This window comes from Polaromonas sp. CG_9.11, assembly GCF_015752225.1.
Lineage (GTDB): Bacteria > Pseudomonadota > Gammaproteobacteria > Burkholderiales > Burkholderiaceae_C > Polaromonas.
The window spans coordinates 1-22355 of sequence record NZ_JADOVE010000007.1 but is presented as its reverse complement, the minus strand read 5'-3'; the positions used below and the strand labels follow the sequence as shown (position 1 = coordinate 22355).

Genomic DNA, 22355 nt, shown 5'->3' with positions numbered 1-22355 from the left:
AAGCGTGCTTCAAAATCGAAATTCAGGGTGTTTCAGCCCTCTGACGCACACGGATCGGGCGCAGGCAGCTATCATTTTCATATCATCATCGGCCAGCGGCTTCAGACGGGGCACTGCGCGCCAGGATGAAGTCGGCAAACGCCGACAGGTCCTGGTGCACCCATGTGCCCGGCGGCAAGCCATCGGGCGGCGCCGTTCCCCGGTATTTTTCCGACTTGCCGGTGAGCACCAGGTGCGGCTCGCAGCCGGCCGCCGCGCCAGCCTGCACATCGCGCACGGAATCGCCAACCGTTGGAACGCCCGCGAGCTGCACGCCAAAACGCATGCCGATCTGCTCGAAGAGCCCGGGCCGGGGCTTGCGGCAGTTGCAGTTTTCGTCGGCGGTGTGCGGGCAGAAAAACACTGCATCGATCCGCCCGCCCTGCACGGCAAGCAGCTTCTGCATCTTGGCATGCATGGCGTTGAGCGACACCACGTCGAACAGGCCACGCCCCAGTCCCGACTGGTTGGAGGCAATCACCACATGCCAGCCGGCATGGTTGAGCCGGGCAATCGCTTCGAGCGCGCCGGGCAGCGGCAGCCACTCGTCCGGCGTCTTGACGAAGTCGTCGCTGTCACTGTTGATGGTGCCGTCGCGGTCGAGGATGACGAGTTTCATGGGGTTTTCATCAAAAGAGAAACGGGCGGCACAGCCTGCCAGCCGGTGACAAACAAGCCGTTGAAGCGGCCGGGAGCGAGTTGCAGCGCCAGCGTGTCGCCGGGCTTGAGCGATGCGGCGCCAGCGTCGCCGATCAGCAGGCGGTTCGGAATGGCCACGCCGTCAATCTGCAGCACCAGTTCCGTCCCGCCCAGGCTGCGCAGGCTGGCAGGTTTGAGATGGGCGGTCACCACCCGGGCTTGTACCGGCGCGGGCGCTGCAGCCGTCATGCCCTGCAACACCAGCCCCTGCCGGTTCACATGGCGCTGCAGCAGCGCGCCGCTGCCGAAAAGCCAGAGCATCAGCCAGACAGCACCGATCACCGGCATGACGCGGCGCCAGCCCAGCCGGTAGATGACCAGCCCCGCCGCGATCAGCAAAGCCAGCGCCAGGGCGAACGGCCAGAGCAAATCCAGCGCGCCGGCCGTGGTGGACACCGGCGCCAGCGGCAGCGCCGGCACCGTGTTCTGGCGGTCGTCTACCAGTTGCAGCAGCCAGCGCACCGCGACCATGAACGCGGGCGGACCAAAGATCAGCCAAGCGGTGCGCTGCGACGTCCAGCCGTTTCCGGCAGGATCCTGTCCGCTGCGGTTCAGGGAATCGGTCGAAGGCATTGATGCGTCAAGCCGCCAGACGCGACAGGTCGGCGACCCGGTTCATGGCGTCGTGCAGGCTTTTCAGCAGGCCCTGGCGGTTGAGGCGCAGGTCGATTTCCTCGGCGTTGACCATCACGCCGTCGAAGAAGGCATCGACTGGCGCGCGCAAGGCCGCCAGGGTTTGCAGCGACGCGGCATAGTCGCCTGCAGCGAACTGCGCGTTGGCTTGGGGAACAATGTCCTTCATCGCGGCGTACAGGGCGATTTCAGCAGACTCCTTCAGCAGCAGTTCGCTGACATGCGGGTCCACTTCCTGGGCTTTTTTCAGGATGTTGCCGATGCGCTTGTTGGCGGCCGCCAGGGCGGGGGCTTCGGGCAATGCCGAGAAAGCGCGCACCGCCGCCAGGCGCCAGGTGACATCGCCCAGACGCCTGGGGCGCAGCGACAGGACGGCATCGACTTCCTGCGCGCTGAAGCCCTGCTCGCGCAGGGAGCCGGCGAAGCGGTCGTAGAAAAAATCCTGCAGTTCGACCACTGCACGGCCATACTCGAATCCGGTGATGTCCTTGAACTCGCTGGCCGCCCCCTTGACCAGCGTGTCCAGGCTCAGCGGCAGGTTTTTCTCCACCAGCATCCGGATCACACCCAGCGCATGGCGTCGCAACGCAAACGGGTCTTTGTCCCCCGTCGGCAGGTTGCCGATGCCGAACATACCCACCAGCGTTTCGAGCTTGTCGGCCAGCGCGACGACCACGCCGGTCATGCCGCGCGGCAGCGCATCGCCGGCAAAGCGCGGCTTGTAATGGTCTTCAATCGCATCGGCCACCTCGGCATCCAGGCCATCGTTGAGCGCGTAATAGCGGCCCATGGTGCCTTGCAATTCCGGAAATTCGCCGACCATGTCGGTCACCAGGTCGCTCTTGGCCAGTTGTGCAGCTTGATCGGCTTGCGCGGCCAGCGCATCACCGCCGAGTTGCTGCCCGATGGCCCGGGCCATCGCCCGAACACGCTCGACGCGCTCGCCCTGCGAGCCCAGCTTGTTGTGATACACCACCTTGTCCAGCCCGGCCACACGTGACACCAGCGTCTTCTTGCGGTCCTGGTCAAAGAAAAACTTGGCATCGGCCAGGCGCGGACGCACGACGCGCTCGTTGCCGCCGATGACCGCACTGGCGTCTTTCGGGCTGATGTTGCTGACGACCAGAAAGCGGTTTGTCAGCTTGCCGTCGGCGTCAAGCAGCGGAAAGTATTTCTGGTTGGCCTTCATCGTCAGGATCAGGCACTCCTGCGGCACGTCCAGAAACTCTTGTTCAAACGCGCAGACCAGCACATTGGGCCGCTCGACCAGCGCCGTCACCTCGTCGAGCAGCGCATCGTCCTCGATCGGCTGGACGCCGCCGCCCAGTTCAGCCGCCGCCTCAAGCAGCTGGCGGGCAATCTCGGCCTTGCGCTGGGCAAAGCTGGCAATCACCGCGCCGTCGATTTCCATCGTCACCGCATAGCTGTCGGCATCACGCAGCACCACCGGGTCAACGGCCGCTTCAAAGCGGTGGCCGTGGGTGAAGTTGCCCGCCTTCAGCCCCAGCACCTTGACCGGCACCACGGTGCTGCCATGCAGCGCGACCAGCCCGTGCGCCGGGCGCACAAAGTTCACGCTGGTCCAGCCGGGCAGTTCGCAGTCTGTTTCCAGCTGGTAGCTCATGACCTTCGGAATCGGCAGCTTGGCAATGGCTTCTTCCAATGCCTTTTGCAGGCCGGTGTCGAGCGTGGCGCCGGCCTGCAGGCTGTCGTAGAACAGCGCGTCGGCCTTGCCGTCGGGCGCGCGTTTGAGCGCGGCCACGGCCGCGAGCGGATCGGACAGGGCAGCACCCAGCGCCTGCAGTTTTTTCATCAGCGCGGGCGTTGCCTCGCCGGCGGCGTTCAGCCCCACCGACACCGGCATGAGCTTTTGCTGCACCGCCTTGTCGTCGGCCTTGCGCCAGACGTCGCTGATGTGCGCGGCCAGCCGGCGCGGCGAGGCGTACGCCGTGACGACCGATTCGGCCGTGGCCAGGCCCAGCGCCCGGAGCTGCTCGGCCAGCACGCCGGCAAAGGCATCGCCCAGCTTTTTCAGTGCCTTGGGCGGCAGCTCTTCGACAAACAGCTCGACCAGAAGGTTTTGGGTGGTCATGGTTCAGGCGCCCTTCTTCTTGGTCGTGGCTGGGGTGGCGGTGCTTGTTTTTGTCATCTGCTCGACCCATTCGCGCGGCGCCATCGGGAACCCCAGGCGCTCGCGGCTTTCGTAATAGCTCTGCGCCACCAGGCGCGAGACAGTGCGGATGCGGCCCATGTAGGCGGCGCGCTCGGTCACGCTGATGGCGCCGCGCGCGTCCAGCAAATTGAAGCTGTGGGCGGCTTTCAGCACCTGCTCGTAGGCCGGCAGGGCGAGCTGCTGCTCGATCAGGTACGTGGCCTGCTTTTCATGCGCAGTGAAGGCGGTGAACAGGAAATCGGTGTCGGAATGCTCGAAGTTGTAGGTTGATTGCTCGACCTCGTTTTGCTTGTACACGTCGCCATACGTCAGGCCGTCGGTCCAGGTCAGGTTGTAGACGTTGTCCACGCCCTGCAAATACATCGCCAGACGCTCCAGGCCGTAGGTGATCTCGCCGGTGGCCGGTTTGCAGTCGATGCCGCCGACCTGCTGGAAATAGGTGAACTGCGTGACTTCCATGCCATTGAGCCAGACTTCCCAGCCCAGGCCCCAGGCGCCCAGTGTCGGGTTTTCCCAGTCGTCCTCGACAAAGCGGATGTCGTTTTGCTTCAGATCGAAGCCCAGCGCTTCCAGGCTGCCCAGGTACAGCTCCAGAATATTTGAGGGCGCGGGCTTGAGCACCACCTGGTACTGGTAGTAATGCTGCAGGCGGTTCGGGTTTTCGCCATAGCGGCCGTCTTTCGGGCGGCGGCTCGGCTGCACGTAGGCCGCTTTCCATGGCTCGGGGCCAAGCGCTCTTAAAAACGTAGCGGTGTGCGACGTCCCGGCGCCGACTTCCATGTCATAAGGCTGTAAAAGTGCGCAACCCTGGTCAGCCCAGTAAGACTGCAGCTTCAGGATGATTTGCTGGAAAGTGAGCATAGGAACTGTTGTTTTTGATGGCAGGTGCAGCGTCGAGGCACCGAAAAGTCATGGAGTTGGGAATGCCGGGGATGGCATTGCACAAAAATGCATTTTACGCGGCCACGATTCAGCCCCGGCGCCTGAAAAACAGCCCCAGCCCGAGCGCCGCCAAGCCAAGACCCCACAGCGGCCAGAGCCCGAAACGCCCGGCCCACCAGGCATAGGGCGTGATGCCGCTGCGCCCCTGCACGTCGCCATTCAGCGCGCCCCGGGTGTGGCGCGGCAGCGAATGCGTGACCTCGCCCAGGCGGTTGATGATGACGGTGGCACCAGTATTCGTCGCGCGGATCATCGGCCGGCCAAACTCCAGCGCGCGCATGCGCGAGATCTGCAGATGCTGGTCGATCGCCACTGTGTTGCCGAACCAGCCGATATTGCCGACATTGACGAACACCGTCGGCGCCTGGCTTGCATCGGCAAAGCGCGCAGCCAGTTCCTCGCCAAACAGGTCCTCGTAGCAGATGTTCGGCGCCAGGCGCTGACCCTGCCAGGCAAAGGACGGCTGGCCGACCGCGCCGCGGTTGAAGTCGCCCAGCGGAATGTTCATCAGGCGGATGAACCAGTGAAAACCGGGCGGAATGACCTCGCCGAAAGGCACCAGGTGGTGCTTGTCGTAACGGTAGGGCTCGGGCTGCACCAGCGGTGCCGCCTGGCCAGGCAGCGCGGGTTTCAAGCCCAGCACCGAATTTGAGTAGCCGGTGTTGAAGTCGCCCAACGGCAGCCCGATCAGCGCGGCCTGGTCGCCGCTGGCAAAACGCGCCCGCAACGCCTGCCAGTAACCGTCGGGCAGTTGCCGAGGCAGCAGCGGCAGCGCCGTCTCGGGCGCAATCACCAGCGCGCCCTTGGCGCTTTGCAGTTGCTCGCCATACCAGCGCAGCGCGGTGGCCACGCCGGTGCCGCTGACGAATTTTTCGTCCTGCGGAATGTTTCCCTGCAGCAGCGTGACCGACATCGGCCGGACCAGCGCCGGATCGGGCTCGACATCGCCCACATTGAACACCGGCAGCCAGGCGATGGCGGCGCTGGCCAGCACGCCGGCCAGCGCAGAACGCCAGCGGGTCCGGGGCGCCAGCAGGCTGAATGCCAGCCAGGCGGCGACCGACGCCGCGATGAAAGTCAGGCCATGCACGCCGACCCACGCGGCCAGCGGCCTGGCCCAGCCGTCCACATGGGCATAACCGCCCTCGCCCCACGGAAAGCCGGTGAAAAACTGGACCCGGGCGAGTTCGGCCAGCAGCCACATCGCCGCAAAAAACAGAGCACGCCACGCAGCCTGGACGGGCGCAAAAGCCACAAACAGTGCAGAAGCGGCAGCATAGTAAAGCCCAAGGAGGACGGCCAGCAGCACGATAGCCAGAACCGTTAGCGGCGCGGCCAGTCCGCCGTACACATGCAGGGAAATGAACAGCCACCAAGAGGTGGCGCACTGCATGGCCACGGCAAACAGGCCGCCCAGCCACGCGCCGCGCCGCCAATTTTGGGCGCCATCGAGTTGCCCGGCCAGCAGCGCCAGCGCCAGCAATTGCAGCCACCCCGCAGGCTGGCCCGGGACCAGGCCGAGCGCGGACGCGCCCAAGGGAAAAGGCCAGGCCATGCTGGCGGCATGCAAAGCGCCGGCGACCAGGACGATGGCCAGTTGAAGCCATGCCAGCCGGTCGCCTGTCGCCGGGGCGATGCGCCGGATGCCTGGCGAGCCCAGTCGTACCGCGGGTAAAGACCTCATGCGCGAGGCGGCCAGGGCAGGCAGCCCATCAGCGGCGTCACGGCGCTTCGCTCACCGGGACGGCCGTGGCAGCCGCTGGCGACACCTTGAACCAGCGCACCGCACCGCCCTTGGTGTGCAGCACCGTGAACTGCAGGCCGGCCAGTGCGTAATGCTCGCCGCGCTTGGGCACATGGCCCATTTCGTGCGCGACCAGGCCACCGATGGTTTCAAAATCGGTTTCCGGCAGCAGCACCTCGAACGATTCATTGACCCGCTCGACCGCCGTGTCCCCGCTGACGCGGTAGGTGTGGTCGGTCAGGGCGAAGATGTCGCCGGCGTCTTCTTCGATGTCAAATTCATCCTCGATCTCGCCGACGATCTCCTCCAGCACATCTTCGATGGTGATGAGGCCGGCCACCCGGCCGAACTCATCGATGACCACAGCCAGGTGGTTGTGGTTGACCCTGAATTCGCGCAGCAATTCGTTCAGTCCCTTGCTTTCAGGCACGAACACCGCCGGTCGCAAAAGCGCCCGGATGTTGAGCTCCGGGGCGCGCTGCAGTTTGAGCAAATCCTTGGCCATCAGGATGCCGATGATGTTTTCTTTTTCGTCCTCATAAACCGGAAAACGCGAATGCGCGGTGTCGATGATCAGGTGCAGCAACTCGTCGAACGGGGCATTGATATTGACCAGGTCCATGCGCGGCGCAGCCACCATCACATCACCAGCCGTCATGTCCGCCATGCGGATCACCCCTTCGAGCATTTCCCGGCTTTGCTGGCCAATGACATCGTTGTCCTGGGCTTCCACCAGGGTTTCGATCAGCTCGTCCCTGGAGTCAGGACCGGGGTGGAGCATTTCCGCAAGCTTTTGCAAAAAGCCGCGCTTGTCTTCGGTTTTGGAAGACCGACTGGGAGGAACATCGGACACGTAAGGGCGGTCGGTAGTGGAGAAGCGGCCTAGGATAGCCGAATTTTCCCGGCGGCCCGGAAGTTGGGGTAACCTGAAGCCCACGATCCGACGGGAGGTGCAGCCCCGTAAAGTGCAGCGCCGAATCGCCGGCGCAGCAACCCCCTTGGGGGAGCGTGGGGGCTAGGCTCTTCGGCTGCCGCGCACGCCGCGCCGCACTTCCTGCAGCAGCGCCAGGAAATCCCAGAACTTCTTGGCCTGGACCTTCAGCCGGTAATCGGTCTGCGCGATCTGCTCCTCGAGCAATTCGCTCATGCGCGAGTCCAGGTCCGCCGGCTGCACCTTGAGGTAGGCCTCGGTTTCCGAACCATCGCGCTCGACTGTGGCGCCGGCCTTGCGGGCGATGTTGAGCATGGCGGTGTTTTCGCTCAGCGCATGGATGAACATCATCTGCACGCCTTCGTTTCGCGAATGCATGGCGGCCCGGTCGAACAGGCGCGCGCCATAGCCCCTGCCGCGCGCATGCGCCAGCACGGAAACACCAAATTCGGCGCAACTCTGGAGTTCGGGATCGGTGGAAAAGGCCAGGTGCGCCATGGCGATCAGTTCGAGCTTGCGGTTGTAGATCCCGAAGATTTCGTCGCGCTCGAAATTGAGCCCGGCGACATAGCGCCGGATCTGCTCGTCGTTGGCCGTATAGCCAAAGCGCAGGTAGCGGTCCCGGGGCTCAAGCGCCAGCAGGTGCGCGGTGATGCGCCCTGTCTGGGTGGGACCGATGGAGCGGATCGGCACCATGACCGAAGGCGCACTGTCAGCCGCCGCCAGGCGGTGCGCGCCGCCCTGCGCTGGCGAGCGGAAAAACGCCCTGCTCGCCATGAAGGAGGCTTTTAAAAGTGTGCCGGGATGAACCATTCGCCAAATATAAGGGTTATCCCTATATTCCACGCACCATCAGCGTAAAGCCCTAAAGCATCGGGCAAATTTCGATCCGCAAAAAATCATGATTTTTGGCAACGCCTGAATGCATCAATAGCTATAGAAAGCATAGCAATGACAGGCCCATGCTAGGTAATACTACCGACACAAAATGTTGCAATGCAGCAACGCCATTGGGCTGCGTCGGCGGGCAGCACGGCGGCGCGCCGACGCGGCAAACCATCCCGTGAATTGCGTCACAAGGGAACGGCGGTGGTGGACTTCACCCGGTCCAGCACGAAACTGGTCTTGCAGTCCTGCACGCTGGGGTGCTTGAGCAGCGTGTCCATGATGAAGCGGCTGTAGTGCGCCATGTCCGCGACCAGCACGCGCAGCAGGTAGTCCATCTCGCCGGTCAGCGCCGCGCATTCGACCACCTCGGGCCAGGTCTGCACGCTGGCGCGAAACAGGTCCATCGGGTTGCGCTTGTGGCTTTCCAGGTGCTTTTCGAGCCGCACCGTGATGTAGGCCGTCAGCCCCAGCCCGACCGACTCGGGCTTGACCAGCGCCACGTAGCGGTCGATCACGCGGGTTTCCTCCAGCCTTTTCACGCGCCGCAGCACCGCGCTGGGCGACAGGCCGACCTCTGCAGCCAGTTGGTCGTAGGTGGCGCGGCCGTCGGCCTGGAGGCTGCGCAAAATTTGCCGGTCGAGCTTGTCAAGTGTCTGCATCGGGTTTATTTTGCAGCTTTCCTGCGTGAAGCAGAAGGTGCGCGCCTTGATTTGCATGAATCCACACCCTCTGCGCGCCTAGAGTAGGCGCACCAACCACGGAGACAACATGAACAAGCCTCTTTCAACCGAAGCTGACGCGACCCGGGACAACCCGATGGGCACCGACGGCTTCGAATTCATCGAATACGCCGCGCCCGATCCGAAGGCCATGGGCGCGGTGTTCGAGCGCATGGGCTTCAAGGCGATTGCCCGGCACCGGCACAAGAACGTGCTGCTGTACCGCCAGGGCGGCATCAACTTCATTTTGAATGCCGAACCCGACTCGTTCGCCCAGCGCTTTGCGCGCCAGCACGGCCCCAGCGTCTGCGCCATCGCCTTCCGGGTGCAGGACGCCAAATTCGCCTATGAGCGGGCGATTGCACTGGGTGCCTGGGGCTATGCCCAAACGGCGGCGCCGGGCGAGCTGAACATTCCGGCGATCAAGGGGGTCGGCGACTCGATCATCTATTTCATCGACCGCTGGCGCGGCAAGAACGGCGCAGAGGCGGGTGACATTGGCAACATCGGCTTTTACGATGTTGATTTCGAGCCCCTGCCAGGCGCCGAGCTGAACCCGGCCGGCCACGGCCTGACCTACATCGACCACCTGACGCACAACGTGCACCGGGGCCGCATGGCCGAATGGGCGGGCTTTTACGAGCGGCTGTTCAACTTCCGCGAGGTGCGCTACTTCGACATCGAAGGCCAGTCCACCGGCGTCAAAAGCAAGGCCATGACCAGCCCCTGCGGCAAGCTCCGCATCCCGATCAACGAGGAAGGCAACGAAAAATCCGGCCAGATCCAGGAATACCTCGACCTCTACCAGGGCGAAGGCATCCAGCACATCGCGCTGGGCTCGGACGACCTGCCGGCGACGGTGGATGCGCTGCAGTTCGCCGGCATGAAGCTCCTGAACACCGGCGACACCTACTACGAACTGCTCGATGCGCGCATTCCGGGCCATGGCGAGGACGTGGCGGCGCTGCAGGCGCGCAACATCCTGGTGGACGGCCAGCCGGGCGATTTGCTGCTGCAGATCTTCAGCGAGAACCAGCTCGGGCCGATCTTTTTCGAATTCATCCAGCGCAAGGGCAACCAGGGCTTTGGCGAGGGCAACTTCAAGGCACTGTTCGAGAGCATCGAGCTGGACCAGATGCGCCGCGGCGTGCTGGAGAAAGCATGATGTCCCCCAGCGAACCACGCGCAGCGCAGAGCGTGGGGGATTCAACCTCAAGCCAGCCAGGGCCGCAGAACTGGCTTTGCCAGGCTGCAGGCGCAGCGGCCCCCTCGGGGGGCAGCGAACCACGCGCAGCGGGGAGCGTGGGGGCCACACCCCCTCGCGGCGACTACAGCCGCGCCGGCAGCGACCACACCTGCGCACAGGACTATGCTGCCTACACCGAAGCGCACCACGGCACCTATCGCCGCCTGTATGCGCGGCAGTCGGCGCTGCTGCCGGGGCTGGCGTGCAGCGCGTTCATCGACGCGCTGCCGCACCTGGGCGCCAGCGACACGATTCCGCGCTTTGAGGACATCAATGCGCGGCTGTTCCCGGCGACCGGCTGGCAGCTGGTCGGCGTGCCGGGGCTGATTCCCGAGGTGCCCTTCTTCAGCCTGCTGGCAGCGCGCAAGTTTCCGGTGACCGACTGGATCCGCACGCCGGACGAGTTCGACTACATCGTCGAGCCGGACCTGTTTCACGACCTGTTCGGCCATGTGCCGCTGCTGTTCGAGCCGCGCTATGCCGACCACATCCAGGCCTATGGCGAAGGGGCGCTGAAGGCCCATGCGCTGGAACACGGGCCGCATCCGGTGCCCGGCGCGGTCGAGATGCTGTCGCGCCTGTACTGGTACACGATCGAGTTCGGGCTGATGCGCGACGAGCGCTCCGGCGGCCAGATGCGGGCCTATGGCGCGGGGCTGCTGAGCAGTCCGGGCGAACTGGCGTATTGCGTGCAGTCGGACGAGCCCCAACGCACGCCGCTGCGGGACACGGCCGACCTGCTGCGCTGCATGGCGTCAAGCTACAAGATCGACAGCTACCAGCAACAGTATTTCGTGATCGACCGCTTCGACACGCTGCGGGCGCTGACCGAGCCCGACTTCAAACCTCTTTACCAGACGCTGAATACAGGGCATTCCCAGGCTGGCTAACGCCCACGCGTCCTGAACAGAAAACGGGTTTTTGCATCAAAAGTGCTGCTGGCGCATTGTGCATGAGCGCCAGCAGCTCTTAATTCAGTAGCATTCAATACTGCTGCCGGTTCTTTGCATGCAGTGATTTCCCGTCGGGGGTGTTGCTATTCAGACCGCGGCCGGTGCGGCGGGCCAGTCCTCCAGCGACTGGCAGCTTCTTTCGGCCAAGGCCATCAGCCTTGCCACCTGCAATGCTGCATCGGCAGGCCACAGACCCTGCAGGCAGGCATGCTCCAAAGCGGCGCAGGCATCGCTCAGGGACTGCGCGCCCACATTGGAAGCCGCACCTTTGAGCGCATGGGCAGCCTGCGACAGCACAGCACCATCGCAAGCGGCCAGGGCGCGGCGGATGTCGTCGGTGCGCTGGGGCATCTCGGTGATGAAAAGCATCATCACCTCGCGCGTCATGCTGAGGTCTTCATCGTCAAACTCCCGGAACTGCTCCAGCCGGCTCCAGTCGATGAGCAGTGGCTCTGGCTTTAAACCCGCAGAAGCATCCTGTGTAACAGGCGCGATGAGTTCTGGCGCAATTTCTTGCCCGGGCTGCCGGGCGTAACGCGCCAGCGCCTCGGACAACTCGTCCATGCGCAGCGGCTTGGGCAAAAAGCCGATCATGCCGGCCTGCAGACAGCGCTGGCGGTCCTCTTCCAGGACCGAGGCGGTCAGCGCGATGAGCGGCGGCGCCGACGCGCCGTGCGCAGCAAGAATCAGGCGCGAGGCGACAAAGCCGTCCATCACCGGCATGTTGGCATCCATCAGGATCGCGGCGTACTGGCGCGGCGGGCCGCCCGGGCCGCTGAGCAGCGACGCATTGACCATGTCCACGGCTTCGCGCCCGTTGACCGCAGTGGCGGCTTCGTAGCCCAGCTTGGCCAGCATGGCCAGCGCAACCTTGAGGTTGATGGCGTTGTCGTCGGCCACCAAAATGAACTGGTTACGGGCGGCAGCCGGTTCGGCCCTTGCTACTTTTTCAATAGCTGCCGGAGGAGACGTGACGCGCGCCAAGGCCTCAAACAGCTGTGACTGGCGGTAGGGCTTGAGCAGTCGTGCATCGAATACCCGGGCCGGCTCGCCGGTGGGCATGGTGCCCGAGGTCAGCAGTACGATGGGCAGGGCCGGCATCAGTGCGCGCAGCAGGCGGGCAAAGCTTAAGCCGTCCATCTCGGGCATGTGCATGTCGCTGATCACCACATCGACAGGATGCCCGGCCAGCCAGTCCAGCGCATCGGCCGCTCGCTCGAAGAGCATCGGCGTCATGCCCCAGCGCCTGAGCTGCTTGTCCAGGATGCGCAGGTTGAGCGGCGTGTCATCGACCACAGCGACCTGCTGGCCGGCCAGGCTGACCAGATGCAGCCCCGACAACATGGCCACTTCGGGCGCCGGCGCATGGCCCAGCCGGGCGGTGAACCAGAAGGTGGAACCCAGGCCCGGCGCCGATTCCAGTCCGACCTGCCCGCCCATCAGCTTGACCAGACGCTTGCAGATCGCCAGGCCAAGCCCGGTGCCGCCGTATTTGCGGGTGGTGCTGGCATCGACCTGGACGAAGGACTGGAACAAGGCGGCCTGGCGGTCCGGCTCAATGCCGATGCCGCTGTCCTTGATGCGGAACTCGATCAGCGCGCCCTGGTCCGGGCTGAAGCCTTCCAGCATGTGGGCCGAGACCACCACCTGCCCGTTGTCGGTGAACTTGACCGCATTGTTCACCAGGTTGAGCAGCACCTGGCGCAGGCGCGTCACGTCGCCAAGCACCCAGCCGGGCAAGTCGTCGCCCAGGTCCACCAGCAGCTCCAGTCCTTTTTCACGGGCGCGCGGCGCGCCGATGTCACAAGCTTCCTCAATCGTGGCCAGCAGGTTGAGCGCCTCTTCCTCGAGTTCGAGTTTGCCCGATTCGATCTTGGAAAAATCCAGCACATCGTTGATCACGCCCAGCAGCTGGTCGCTGGAAATGCGCATGGTGTGGACATAGTCGCGCTGCTCGGCGTCCAGCGGCGTGTCGGCCAGCAGCGTGGTCATGCCGACCACGCCGTTGAGCGGGGTACGGATTTCATGGCTCATGGCGGCCAGAAACGCTGCCTTGGCCCGGGCGGCGCCCAGGGCTTCGTCACGCGAGGCGTTCAGCTCGGCAGTGCGGCTGGCCACCCGGTCTTCCAGTGTCTCATTGGCCTCGTGCAGGGCTACGGTCTGCGCCCGGATGGCCGTCCGGTTGCGCTTGAGTTCACGGGCGCTGTCATGCAGGGACTGGGACAGCTGGCGCACTTCGTCAATGCGGCTGGCCGGGTACGCGGGCGGCACCTCGTCCCGCGCCAGCAATGCCGCGGCTGTGCCCAGGCGCCGGAAGTGCAGGCTCAGCCGCCATGCCAGTGCAATGGCCAGCAGTGCGCCCAGCGCCAGGATGAGTGCGGTCACGGCCAGCGTGTCCTTCAGGGCCGCCCGCGTTGCTGCGGTGAAGTCGCTTTCAGGGGCTGCCACCACCAGGCTCCAGCGCACGCCAATGCTTTCGCCAAAGGGCTTCAATGCCACCACCAGGGTATCGCCCTCCATGGGAACTCGGCGCAGGAAAGACACGCGCTGCACGCTGGACTCCAGGGTTTTCCCCAGGCTGGAAACGGTTTCGCCGTAAGCCTGCCGGATGATGGCGTTGCGGCTTTGCAGGGGTTTGTGGCGCTGCAAAACACCGGCATCATTGGAAAAGAGTTCGTCGCCGGTCGAGCTGGCCACGGCAAAACCCTGTTCGTCCAGCAGGAACACCGCACCATGGGAACTGATCCGCATGCCTTGGAGCAACTGGTTCAGGCGCTTGAGCGGCAGGTCGACGGCAAACACGCCCAAGGCGCTGCCATTGGTGGCGTAGACGGGCTGCGCCAGCGTCAGGCGCAGTTGCGGGTCCATTGCAGAAACCGATATGGGCGTGAAGGCACGCCCCTTGTTTTCAATCGCCCGCTGATACCAGGACTGGTTGCGGGGCTCAAAATTGCGGGTTTCGGCAGGCAGTTCATTCCGACGGTCGCCTGGCGACGCAGCCATGAAAAAGCGCCGGCCCTCGCCACCCGCCTTGCGCTCGCTCACGCGCACCAGAGTGGCGGCTTCCTGGGCGAAGGTGTCAACCGCCAGAAAATCACCGCGCTGCCTTGCCAGGTACATCCGGGGAACATCGGGGGTCATGCGCGTCATGGCGAACGCGGCCTGCTCGAACAGTTCGGGCGACGCAATCAGCTGGCGCGCGCGCAGCACGGCCGACGCATCGGGTTGCGCGTGAACCAGGCCATTCAGCACGACATGGGCCTGCGCCAGATGGTTTTCCACATCGGTCTTGATGCGTTCGGTCATGTCTTCGATGACTTTTTCCGACAGCAGCTGCACGCTTTGCACATTGCTGCGGTACAAAAACCAACCCACGGTGGCGGCCGGAAGCAGCGAGAACACCAGCAGGCTGGCGATCAGCACCGCCCTCAGCGAGAAAGTCTTGGGCGGCATCAGGCTTGAGTTCATGCAAGGCCCAGAATTTCCAGCGTATCCATGGGCTGGCTGCGCCCCGGCAACTGGACAAGGGCTCGTTCACCGGTCCGAACCGCCCCGGTGACCAGGCGATACGCCTGCACGCTGGCCGCCACTGACCAGGGCAGGCGCGGCTCGCCCTGGAACAGCTTGAGCGCCGCCGAAACGGTGTCGCCTACCGGCGTGCTCTGGCCAGTGCGGCTGATCAGGCCGTCCAGGTGGGCAAAGCTCACCGGACCGCTGTGCAGCGCCACACCCAGCGAAAACGTCGGCAGCCCGCGGCCACTCAGGCTTTTCTGCACATGGGCGTCAATACGACGGGTGGCATTTGTCAGCCCCAGTGCGGCGCGGACCGCCCGCAGCCCGTGGTTCACGGACTGGGTGTCGGCGGTATCGACAAAAATGCACAGCATGCCATCGCCGACAAACTGCATGTAATGCGCGCCGAACAGATACACCGTGTCGCCGACGCTGGTGTAGAGCAGCTGGACGATCTCGCTGAGTTCACTGCTGCCCAGCGCCTGCGACCACAGGGCGTAATCGCGCATGTCTGCATACAGCACCGTGGCACTGGAGAACTTCTCGCTGCTCGGCGCCGTGCTGCTGTCCGGCCACTGCGCACTGAGCGCCTTGACCAAGCGGCTTTCGTACAGTGCGCCAATCTTGTGTCGCTGCACGTCCAGCGCCAGCTGCACCGCCTTGTCGACCACCTGGGTGCGCATGGCGTCGGCACGGTCGCGCTTGTGCAGCTGCGCGCTGACGGCTTCGCGCAGTTCCTGCGGTGCAAACGGCTTGGTCAGGTAGTCGTCAGCCCCAGTGGTCATGCCCAGGCGCATGTAGCTGCGCTCCTGCAGCGAGGTAAGCAAAATCACCGACGTGGCTGCAAGTAGCGGGTCGCTTCGCACCTGATCGAGCACTTCAAAGCCGTCCATCAGCGGCATCTGCACATCGCTGACGACCAGGTCGGGCTTGTGTTCGCGAACCAGCGCCAGTCCCTTGGCGCCGTCTTCAGCGGCCATCACCTGGTAGCCTTCCTTCTTCAGCACCTGGCTTACCAGCAGGCGCGTGCCGGCATCATCATCAATTACCACGATCATGGGCATAACAATTCTCGCTAATTTTTGACAGCCGACCTTGTGGAATGGCTACCGGACAAGCCTTTTTCGGCCAAGGCCCAGGATGCCGGTACAACGCCTGATGCACGTGAACGTTGATTCATGCTAAAAATCAGTCTTTTTGTCTTTTTTAGCAAAATGGCAACCTGAGAAGTTTTTATCTCAATAATGTCAATTGTCACAAAAAAACAATGATTTATCCAAAATAATACAAATTTAGCGAAGACTGAAGGGGGAATGTGTAATTTTTCAGCGTTACGAGGGGTAACCAATACCCCTCCCGCACTTTCAGAAAGTCAGGCGACTGCCGGGTCCAGCAAGGCCAGCGTGGCGTGCATGATTTCAGGCACAAAGGCCATCTGCACATGCGCTGCACCACGAACCAGCCGGTTGCAGGCGCCCGGCAGCGTGGCGTTGGTGGCCGGGAACACGATGTTGTCGCAGTTCGAATACCAGCAGGTAAACAGCGCATGGCGGCCCGCGGGCATTTCATGGTCCAGCGCGGTGTTCCACTCTGACAGCAAGCGCATCTGGCGGCCATTCAGGCCATGGCCAAAACGTGCCAGCCAGGTGCCCCGGTGCGGCGTGCCAATCGTCACCACATGGTGCACGCGGGCCTCGGCCTTCATCAGTTTGAGCCAGGCCCGGGCCGCCAGACCGCCCATGCTGTGGCAGACCAGCAGCGGCGCCAGCCCGCTCGCTTCGGTGACGCGCCGGACAGCCTGGTCGATCTGCGGGGCGTAGTCGTCGATCGAGCCGAACAGCGGTTCCAGATTGACGGCGATGAAGGCGTGGCCACTGCCCTGGAGGCGCTCAAGCCACGGCGTCCAGAGGCCTCGGTTGCAGAAAAACCCATGAATGAACACCACGCCGCGGCGCCCTTTGACCCGCGCGGGCGGGCCGAGCTGGTCAGCGATGGCATTTGGCCGAAAAGGCTGACGCCAGCAAAAAACCCGGGGCGCGGAGACGGTTTCGCCCCACCAGGCCGCGAACAGTTCGCGCCAGCGCGGCTGGGGCACCGGATCGCTTTTGTTCAGTTGCCTTGCAAGTATCAATTCGATCGCAAGAAAACCAGAGTAGGCAAGCGCAATCGCCATAAAACCTGCAAAGGCCAGAAGAGGCGCGCTGCGGCCGAAGACCCACAGCCAGCCCGCAGCCGCAGCGATGATCGACAGGGTGATGAGCCGCTGCAGCGATGCGAGCATCAGGTCAGGCCAGCGCCACATCGCGGCCCGTCAGCGTTTTGGCCAGGCCCTGCGCGAGCCGGTTGACGGCGCCATACACCGACAACTGCGGATTGGCACCAATGCTGGTCGGAAAAATCGAACCGTTGTGAATCGAGAGATTGTCCAGCTGCCAGTGCATGCCGTCCGGCCGGGTCACGCCTTGGCCCGGGCTGTCGGCCAGGCCGCAGCCGCCCATCACGTGCGCGCTGACCATCTTGACCAGGCGCGGCTTCATCGGCAGCGCCAGCATCGCCTCCCGCGCCTGCGCCCAGGAGTTGTAGGGCACGGCCATCTCGTGCAGTGGCAGCACCTGCCGGGCGCCGGCAGCGAACTGGATTTCCATCATTGACAGCAGCGCCCGGCGCGCGCCCTGCATGACGCAGTCGCCCAGCGGGTAATCGAGCACGGCGGAGCCGTCGCCGCGCAGCTTGACCTGGCCGCCGGGCGCTTCGTCGTGGAAACCGTCGCGCAGCAATGCCAGCAGGGTGTGCTTGTGCGGAAATGACCTGAGCAGGTCATGCTGACCCTGGCCAAAACCCGGCACGGTGGAGGCAAAGATCAGCGGATGCAGCGGCGGCGCTTCCAGCTTGTAGCCCAGGGCGCCGTCGATCGGCTGGTTCGGCAGGAAATGGTCGGTGTAGATCGACTGCGGTGCGCCGTTCCAGGCCTCGACCTTCTGGTCAAAGAGGCTGGACGACATCACCACTGGATGCAAAAAGGTCCGGCCTCCCAACCGGCCGTGCGGATCGGGTGCGCCAGAGCGCAGCAGCACCGCCGGCGAGTTGATGGCGCCGCCGGCCAGCCCACAATTATTAGCTACTATTTTAATAGCACACGACGCAGACAGGGACTGCGCAAGCGCCCCATTTTTCTCGCTATTTCGGCACATCAGCGAGGTGCCCCGTCCATTGGCCAGTTCAAAGTGCTCGGCGCGCGTTTGCGTCAGCAGTTGCGCCCCCAGGTCCAGCGCCGCTGAAATGGTGGTGACCAGCATTGACTGCTTGGCATTGGTCGGGCAGCCCAAGCCGCAAGAGCCCAGGTTCCAGCAGCCTTTGACATTGCGCGCGATGGGCTCCGTGTAAATGCCGAGCTTGCCTGCGCCACGGCCGAGCAGCGCATTGTTTTCGGTGGGCGCGACCTGCCACAGGGCGATGTTCAGCCGCTGCTCGGCCTGCGCAAAATACGGCGCCAGGGCGGCTTTGCTGTAGCCAGCCAGGCCAAAGCGGTCCTGCCAGAATTTCAGCGTGGACGCCGGCGTTCGAAGGGAACTCGTCCAGTTGCCCGTCGTTGAGCCGCCAACGCAGCGCCCCTGCAGAATGTTGATGGCCTTGTCTTCGGTCTTGCGCGCCGCGCTTTCCTGGTAGAGCGCCGGATAGGCTTCGGACTCCAGCTGGCTGAAGTCGCTGCTGCTCTTGAGCGGTCCTTCCTCGACCATCACCACCTGAAGCCCGGCCCTGGCCAGCAGCTCGGCGGTGATGCCCGCGCCCGCGCCGCTGCCAATGATGGCGACATCGCAGGCGATTTTTTCCGGTATGGCCCCAAGTGTGCCGCCAAGGACTTTCCAGCCGCGCTGCAGTCCCTCCCTGATCGGGTCGTTCAATGAACTCATGGGTAGATCGGCTTTCAGGAGTGGTTTGTCAAATGCTGATCGGGCCGGGATAGCCCGCAGGGTCCAGGTCGGGGCATCGGCAAAATACGCCCCGGTCGCAATGTCGTGCAAGGCCGCGTACGCCTGCTGGCGCAGGGCCAGCCCGGACAGCCGCATGTCCTGGAGCACCAGTTGCAGATCGGCGCTGGACGCCTGCCCCCAAGGCTGGCCGAGACCCGCCAGCGTAAGCTGGCCCGGCGCGCGGGCCAGCACTGCCAGCAGTTGTGACAGTTCGGCCTGCGCGTGCGGCGAAAGCGCCTGCGCCAGCGTGTCGATCCGCGCCAGCAGTCCCGCAACGGCCTTGTGGCGTTCGCCCTCTTCCGCTGGCAGGGTCTTGTCCAGCACGGCACGGCCGACGGCGGCAAACACGCCCCGGCCTGCCGGCGAAAGGAGGCCGTCCTGCTGCAGGCCGGGCTGCAGCAGCCAGCCTGCAGCCCCGACCGCCAGCGCGACAGACGAGGCCAGTCCCAGCGTGAGCAGTGTTCGTCTTTGCATCGCAAGAAGTTTCGCACGGCCCTGCCGGCACCACTAGAGAACGGTCTCTAGTGGCGCTGGCTACACCGGCAGCCACTATGGCGACTCCGGCACAAACCATCCAGGATGCATTGCGGCGCGTGGCGCAGTTTCGGCACCAGCAGGCCGGCGATCCGGCGCTGGCCAGGGCGATTGCCGAGGTCAAGCATTTTCAGGTGCGCCGTTTCCAGGCGACCTGCGCTGACCTGCTGCACCACCCGCGTTATGCCAGGGCGGCCGATTTTTTTGCAGGAGCTGTACAGCGACAGGAACTATGCCAGCCGTGACCAGCAGTTTGCGCGCATTGCCAGCACCATCGCCAGGCTGTTCTCGCAGCCTAGCGTTGCCACGGCAGCGGCGCTGGCCGAGGTCCACGCGCTGACGGAAACGCTGGGCGAGCGAATGGGCCACGCCTGGCGCGCAGACAGCCGGGCAGCGCCGCAGGATGGCGAGTCGGCACGCTACGTCCGTTGCGGGCATCAGTCGGGCGACCAGGCTGCACGCCAGCAGCAGCTTGACGTGGTGCAGCAACTCGGGCGGGAGCTTGACCGCCTGACCCGCGCACGCTGTTCAGGTTGATGCGCCGCGGGGCCACCGCCGCAGGCTTGGAAGCGCTTCAGCAGTTTTTGGAAACCGGCTTTGACGCCTTTGCACAGATGGTCAGCGCGGAAGAATTTCTGACGCAGGTCCGGGATCGCGAATCCGAATGGATTCGCGCCCTGTTCGACGACGGCGATGTCGCCTGCGCGACTGAATTGAGCCATTTGCTGGCAACCGACGGCGCATATCGGGACAAGCCCGGGGAGGCATCGGCTGCCAGGCTTTCACAATGGTCCACAAGGAGTGTTTATGGACCGACATTGGCTCAAGAGTTATCCCGAAGGCGTACCGCACGACATCCATCCGGAGCAGTTCACCTCGCTGAACCAGTTGCTGGAAGAATCCTTCAAGACCCATGCGGCCAAACCGTTTTCGGTCTGCATGGACCGCTGGATGTCCTACCGCGAACTGGACGAACTGTCGGCCGCCTTGGGCGCTTGGCTGCAGCATCTTGGCCTGGAGCCCGGCGCCAGAGTTGCCATCATGCTGCCCAACGTGCCGCAGTTTGCAGTTGCCATGGCGGCAATCCTGCGCGCCGGCCATACCTGCGTCAACGTCAATCCGCTTTATACGGCGCGTGAACTGGAGCATCAGCTCAAGGACTCCGGGGCTACGGCGATTGTCATTCTTGAAAACTTCGCGGCCACGCTGGCCGAGGTGATCAAGCGCACGCCGCTCAGGCATGTCATCATGGCGTCGATGGGCGATCTGCTCGGCGCAGCGTATGGCCCGTGGATCACTTTCGCCGTAAGGCATCTGGCGAGAATGGTTCCTGCCTACACGTTCGGCCTGGACGGCGGGCTGACGGTCACGCCGTTCACACGCGCGATTGCCGAAGGCAAGCGGCACACGCTCAAGCCGGTGGATTGCACACTGGACTCCATCGCTTTCCTGCAATACACCGGCGGCACCACCGGCCTGTCAAAAGGCGCGGTGCTCACGCACCGCAATATCGTGGCGGCCATCCTGCAGGCCGAGGCCTGGTTTACGCCCGCTTTGGGGCGTATCGGTGATGTCAGCCGGATCAACAACATCGCAGCGCTACCGCTGTTCCACATCTTCGCGCTGACTTTGTGCCCCATGATCGAAGGCTGGGGAATGAGTGAAACCTGCGCCATCGGAACCAACAATCCAGTCAACAGCCAAGATTTTTCAGGCACCATCGGCCTGCCCTTGCCCGGCATCTGGATTGCCATCAAGGATGACGCCGGGAACAGCCAGGAACCCGGACAAGGTGGCGAGATCTGCATCAAGGGTCCGCAGGTCATGACGGGGTATTACCGGCAACCGCTGGAAACAGAAAAAGCCTTTACCGCCGACGATTTCATGAGCACCGGTGACATCGGCATCATGGATGAACGCGGATACACCAGAATCATTGATCGCAAGAAGGACATGATCATCGTTTCGGGATTTAATGTCTTTCCCAACGAACTTGAAAATGGCATTTCCCTGTGCCCTGGCGTTGTCGAGTGTGCGGCGATCGGCATGGCCGATGAGAGGCAAGGCGAGGCCATCAAGGTATTTGTGGTTAAAAATGATCCGGCACTGACGGAAGACGACATCAGCGCTTGTTGCAAGCAGCACCTGACCGGCTACAAAAGACCCAAATACATTGAATTTCGCGATGCACTCCCCAAGACCAATGTCGGAAAAATCCTCAGGCGGGCATTGCGTGCAAAAGCCTGAATCAAGTAAAGCGATTGGCTTGTGATGGCGGCGCGCATTCTGCCAGAAGGCACGCATGTTTTTGAAAGAGGCTGGCTTTCAAGCAACAACATTCTGTTTACGGGCGGCGACAAAACCCTGTTGGTTGACAGCGGTTACTGCACGCACGCGGAACAAACACTGTCGCTGGTTGAAGCCGTGCTGGGCAGTTGCTCGCTGGATGCATTGGTCAACACCCACCTTCACAGCGACCATTGCGGAGGCAATGCCGCCTTACAGGCACGCTACCCAGCGCTTCAAACATGGATTCCGCCGGGTCATGCCCGGCAGGTCGCGCAATGGGATGCCGTAGCGCTCACTTATGTACCCACCGGCCAGTTGTGTCCAAGATTTAATTTTGACCAGACGCTTCAGCCGGGAACCGAGATTCGATTCGGGAAGGCTGACTGGCAGATTCACGCGGCCCCTGGGCATGATCCGCATTCAGTTGTCTTTTTTGAGCCTGTTACCCGAGTCTTGATTTCAGCAGACGCTCTATGGGAAAACGGCTTCGGTGTGGTGTTTCCCGAGCTTGAAGGAGAGAGCGCCTTTTCTGAAGTTGCCGCTACGCTGGCCCTGATCGGCCGGCTAAATCCAAAAACAATTATCCCCGGACATGGAAGGATTTTCAGTTACACGCCACAGACATTGTCCAAAGCGTACCAGCGCCTAGATGCGTTCACCGCCAGTCCACTGCGGCATGCAAGGCATGGGGTAAAGGTATTACTCAAGTTCAAGCTGCTCGAGGTGCAACGCCAGTCAACCATTGAATTTACAAAATGGGCCACGGTAACTCCCCATTTTCAACAGATCCGGGAGCGTTTCTTTGCAGACATACCAATGCATCGATGGATAGAGCAGCTGTGCAATGAACTGGCCACCGCTGGCGTTGCAGGGCAAGAAGGCGAATACATCGTCAATTTATGAGAACAGCGGTAAGCAAGCGAATAAACGCGAGCCAAAAAGAAAAAGCCCGGTCAATCATGAGATCAACCGGGCTGGTTCAGGGGGCTATAAGAGCCTGACGATGACCTACTTTCACACGGGAATCCGCACTATCATCGGCGCTGAGTCGTTTCACTGTCCTGTTCGGGATGGGAAGGAG

At 63.3% G+C, this 22355-nt stretch carries 19 protein-coding genes; 7 read left to right on the top strand and 12 right to left on the bottom strand.

Annotation, left to right across the window (positions count from 1 at the left end):
• Positions 1 to 85 precede the first annotated feature (85 nt).
• The 8 genes from gmhB to IWX85_RS07455 all read right to left on the bottom strand — a co-directional run bounded on the left by gmhB (position 86) and on the right by IWX85_RS07455 (position 8708).
• Positions 86 to 658 carry a D-glycero-beta-D-manno-heptose 1,7-bisphosphate 7-phosphatase gene (gene gmhB, locus IWX85_RS07490; RefSeq protein WP_196869320.1) on the bottom strand — a complete coding sequence of 191 codons (573 nt, stop codon included), beginning with the start codon at positions 656 to 658 and terminating at the stop codon, positions 86 to 88.
• Positions 655 to 1311, bottom strand: coding sequence for a hypothetical protein (locus IWX85_RS07485; RefSeq protein ID WP_196869319.1), 657 nt, complete (start codon positions 1309 to 1311; stop codon positions 655 to 657). Before IWX85_RS07485 ends, gmhB begins: the two co-directional genes overlap by 4 nt.
• Positions 1312 to 1318: 7 nt before the next feature.
• Entirely contained in the window at positions 1319 to 3463 is a 2145-nt protein-coding gene (gene glyS, locus IWX85_RS07480) for a glycine--tRNA ligase subunit beta (protein ID WP_196869318.1), read from the bottom strand.
• Positions 3464 to 3466: 3 nt separating this feature from the next.
• Entirely contained in the window at positions 3467 to 4405 is a 939-nt protein-coding gene (glyQ, locus tag IWX85_RS07475; RefSeq protein WP_196869317.1) for a glycine--tRNA ligase subunit alpha, read from the bottom strand.
• A 109-nt stretch (positions 4406 to 4514) separates the two neighbouring features.
• Entirely contained in the window at positions 4515 to 6170 is a 1656-nt protein-coding gene (gene lnt / locus IWX85_RS07470; RefSeq protein WP_196869316.1) for an apolipoprotein N-acyltransferase, read from the bottom strand.
• 37 nt (positions 6171 to 6207) lie between these two features.
• Positions 6208 to 7083, bottom strand: coding sequence for an HlyC/CorC family transporter (locus IWX85_RS07465; RefSeq protein ID WP_036806520.1), 876 nt, complete (start codon positions 7081 to 7083; stop codon positions 6208 to 6210).
• Between the two features lie 162 nt (positions 7084 to 7245).
• Positions 7246 to 7974, bottom strand: a complete 729-nt coding sequence (locus IWX85_RS07460; protein ID WP_196869315.1) for a GNAT family N-acetyltransferase — start codon at positions 7972 to 7974, stop codon at positions 7246 to 7248.
• A gap of 260 nt (positions 7975 to 8234) precedes the next feature.
• On the bottom strand, positions 8235 to 8708 hold the full coding sequence (locus tag IWX85_RS07455) for an Lrp/AsnC family transcriptional regulator (RefSeq protein ID WP_036812590.1): 474 nt from the start codon (positions 8706 to 8708) through the stop codon (positions 8235 to 8237).
• A gap of 109 nt (positions 8709 to 8817) precedes the next feature.
• Here IWX85_RS07455 and hppD point away from each other — a divergent pair, with 109 nt between their 5' ends.
• Positions 8818 to 9933, top strand: a complete 1116-nt coding sequence (gene hppD / locus IWX85_RS07450; protein WP_196869314.1) for a 4-hydroxyphenylpyruvate dioxygenase — start codon at positions 8818 to 8820, stop codon at positions 9931 to 9933.
• 137 nt (positions 9934 to 10070) lie between these two features.
• On the top strand, positions 10071 to 10904 hold the full coding sequence (gene phhA / locus IWX85_RS07445) for a phenylalanine 4-monooxygenase (protein WP_196869416.1): 834 nt from the start codon (positions 10071 to 10073) through the stop codon (positions 10902 to 10904).
• A 150-nt stretch (positions 10905 to 11054) separates the two neighbouring features.
• On the opposite strand, the gene IWX85_RS07440 is transcribed toward phhA, so the two are convergent.
• The 4 genes from IWX85_RS07440 to IWX85_RS07425 all read right to left on the bottom strand — a co-directional run bounded on the left by IWX85_RS07440 (position 11055) and on the right by IWX85_RS07425 (position 18391).
• The gene (locus IWX85_RS07440; RefSeq protein WP_196869313.1) at positions 11055 to 14435 is read right to left on the bottom strand and encodes a response regulator; all 3381 of its coding nucleotides are present in this window, start codon (positions 14433 to 14435) and stop codon (positions 11055 to 11057) included.
• Positions 14432 to 15544, bottom strand: a complete 1113-nt coding sequence (locus IWX85_RS07435; protein WP_196869312.1) for a response regulator — start codon at positions 15542 to 15544, stop codon at positions 14432 to 14434. Before IWX85_RS07435 ends, IWX85_RS07440 begins: the two co-directional genes overlap by 4 nt.
• A 308-nt stretch (positions 15545 to 15852) precedes the next feature.
• Positions 15853 to 16761, bottom strand: coding sequence for a triacylglycerol lipase (locus IWX85_RS07430; RefSeq protein ID WP_196869415.1), 909 nt, complete (start codon positions 16759 to 16761; stop codon positions 15853 to 15855).
• A gap of 4 nt (positions 16762 to 16765) precedes the next feature.
• Complete coding sequence (locus tag IWX85_RS07425) at positions 16766 to 18391, bottom strand: GMC family oxidoreductase (RefSeq protein WP_196869311.1); 1626 nt, start codon at positions 18389 to 18391, stop codon at positions 16766 to 16768.
• Positions 18392 to 19002: 611 nt separating this feature from the next.
• Here IWX85_RS07425 and IWX85_RS07415 point away from each other — a divergent pair.
• The 5 genes from IWX85_RS07415 to IWX85_RS20370 all read left to right on the top strand — a co-directional run.
• Complete coding sequence (locus tag IWX85_RS07415) at positions 19003 to 19230, top strand: hypothetical protein (RefSeq protein ID WP_196869310.1); 228 nt, start codon at positions 19003 to 19005, stop codon at positions 19228 to 19230.
• Positions 19190 to 19522, top strand: a complete 333-nt coding sequence (locus IWX85_RS07410) for a hypothetical protein (RefSeq protein ID WP_196869309.1) — start codon at positions 19190 to 19192, stop codon at positions 19520 to 19522. The genes IWX85_RS07415 and IWX85_RS07410 overlap by 41 nt, the downstream gene beginning before the upstream one ends.
• A gap of 270 nt (positions 19523 to 19792) precedes the next feature.
• The gene (locus IWX85_RS07405; RefSeq protein ID WP_196869308.1) at positions 19793 to 21232 is read left to right on the top strand and encodes an AMP-binding protein; all 1440 of its coding nucleotides are present in this window, start codon (positions 19793 to 19795) and stop codon (positions 21230 to 21232) included.
• Between the two features lie 24 nt (positions 21233 to 21256).
• Positions 21257 to 22177 (top strand): MBL fold metallo-hydrolase, encoded by a 921-nt coding sequence (locus IWX85_RS07400; protein ID WP_196869307.1) that lies wholly within the window; start codon positions 21257 to 21259, stop codon positions 22175 to 22177.
• Positions 22119 to 22355, top strand: a 237-nt coding sequence (locus IWX85_RS20370; protein WP_231379613.1) for a hypothetical protein, incomplete at its 3' end; no start/stop codon positions are given. The genes IWX85_RS07400 and IWX85_RS20370, both read left to right, overlap by 59 nt.

Coding starts and splice junctions, on each gene's coding strand:
- IWX85_RS07455 (WP_036812590.1), bottom strand. CDS start 8,708: ATGCAGACACTTGACAAGCTCGACCGGCAAATTTTGCGCAGCCTCCAG.
- IWX85_RS07400 (WP_196869307.1), top strand. CDS start 21,257: ATGGCGGCGCGCATTCTGCCAGAAGGCACGCATGTTTTTGAAAGAGGC.
- hppD (WP_196869314.1), top strand. CDS start 8,818: ATGAACAAGCCTCTTTCAACCGAAGCTGACGCGACCCGGGACAACCCG.
- IWX85_RS07425 (WP_196869311.1), bottom strand. CDS start 18,391: ATGAGTTCATTGAACGACCCGATCAGGGAGGGACTGCAGCGCGGCTGG.
- IWX85_RS07440 (WP_196869313.1), bottom strand. CDS start 14,435: ATGAACTCAAGCCTGATGCCGCCCAAGACTTTCTCGCTGAGGGCGGTG.
- IWX85_RS07485 (WP_196869319.1), bottom strand. CDS start 1,311: ATGCCTTCGACCGATTCCCTGAACCGCAGCGGACAGGATCCTGCCGGA.
- gmhB (WP_196869320.1), bottom strand. CDS start 658: ATGAAACTCGTCATCCTCGACCGCGACGGCACCATCAACAGTGACAGC.
- glyS (WP_196869318.1), bottom strand. CDS start 3,463: ATGACCACCCAAAACCTTCTGGTCGAGCTGTTTGTCGAAGAGCTGCCG.
- IWX85_RS07435 (WP_196869312.1), bottom strand. CDS start 15,544: ATGCCCATGATCGTGGTAATTGATGATGATGCCGGCACGCGCCTGCTG.
- IWX85_RS07460 (WP_196869315.1), bottom strand. CDS start 7,974: ATGGTTCATCCCGGCACACTTTTAAAAGCCTCCTTCATGGCGAGCAGG.
- glyQ (WP_196869317.1), bottom strand. CDS start 4,405: ATGCTCACTTTCCAGCAAATCATCCTGAAGCTGCAGTCTTACTGGGCT.
- IWX85_RS07405 (WP_196869308.1), top strand. CDS start 19,793: ATGGACCGACATTGGCTCAAGAGTTATCCCGAAGGCGTACCGCACGAC.
- IWX85_RS07430 (WP_196869415.1), bottom strand. CDS start 16,761: ATGCTCGCATCGCTGCAGCGGCTCATCACCCTGTCGATCATCGCTGCG.
- lnt (WP_196869316.1), bottom strand. CDS start 6,170: ATGAGGTCTTTACCCGCGGTACGACTGGGCTCGCCAGGCATCCGGCGC.
- IWX85_RS07415 (WP_196869310.1), top strand. CDS start 19,003: ATGGCGACTCCGGCACAAACCATCCAGGATGCATTGCGGCGCGTGGCG.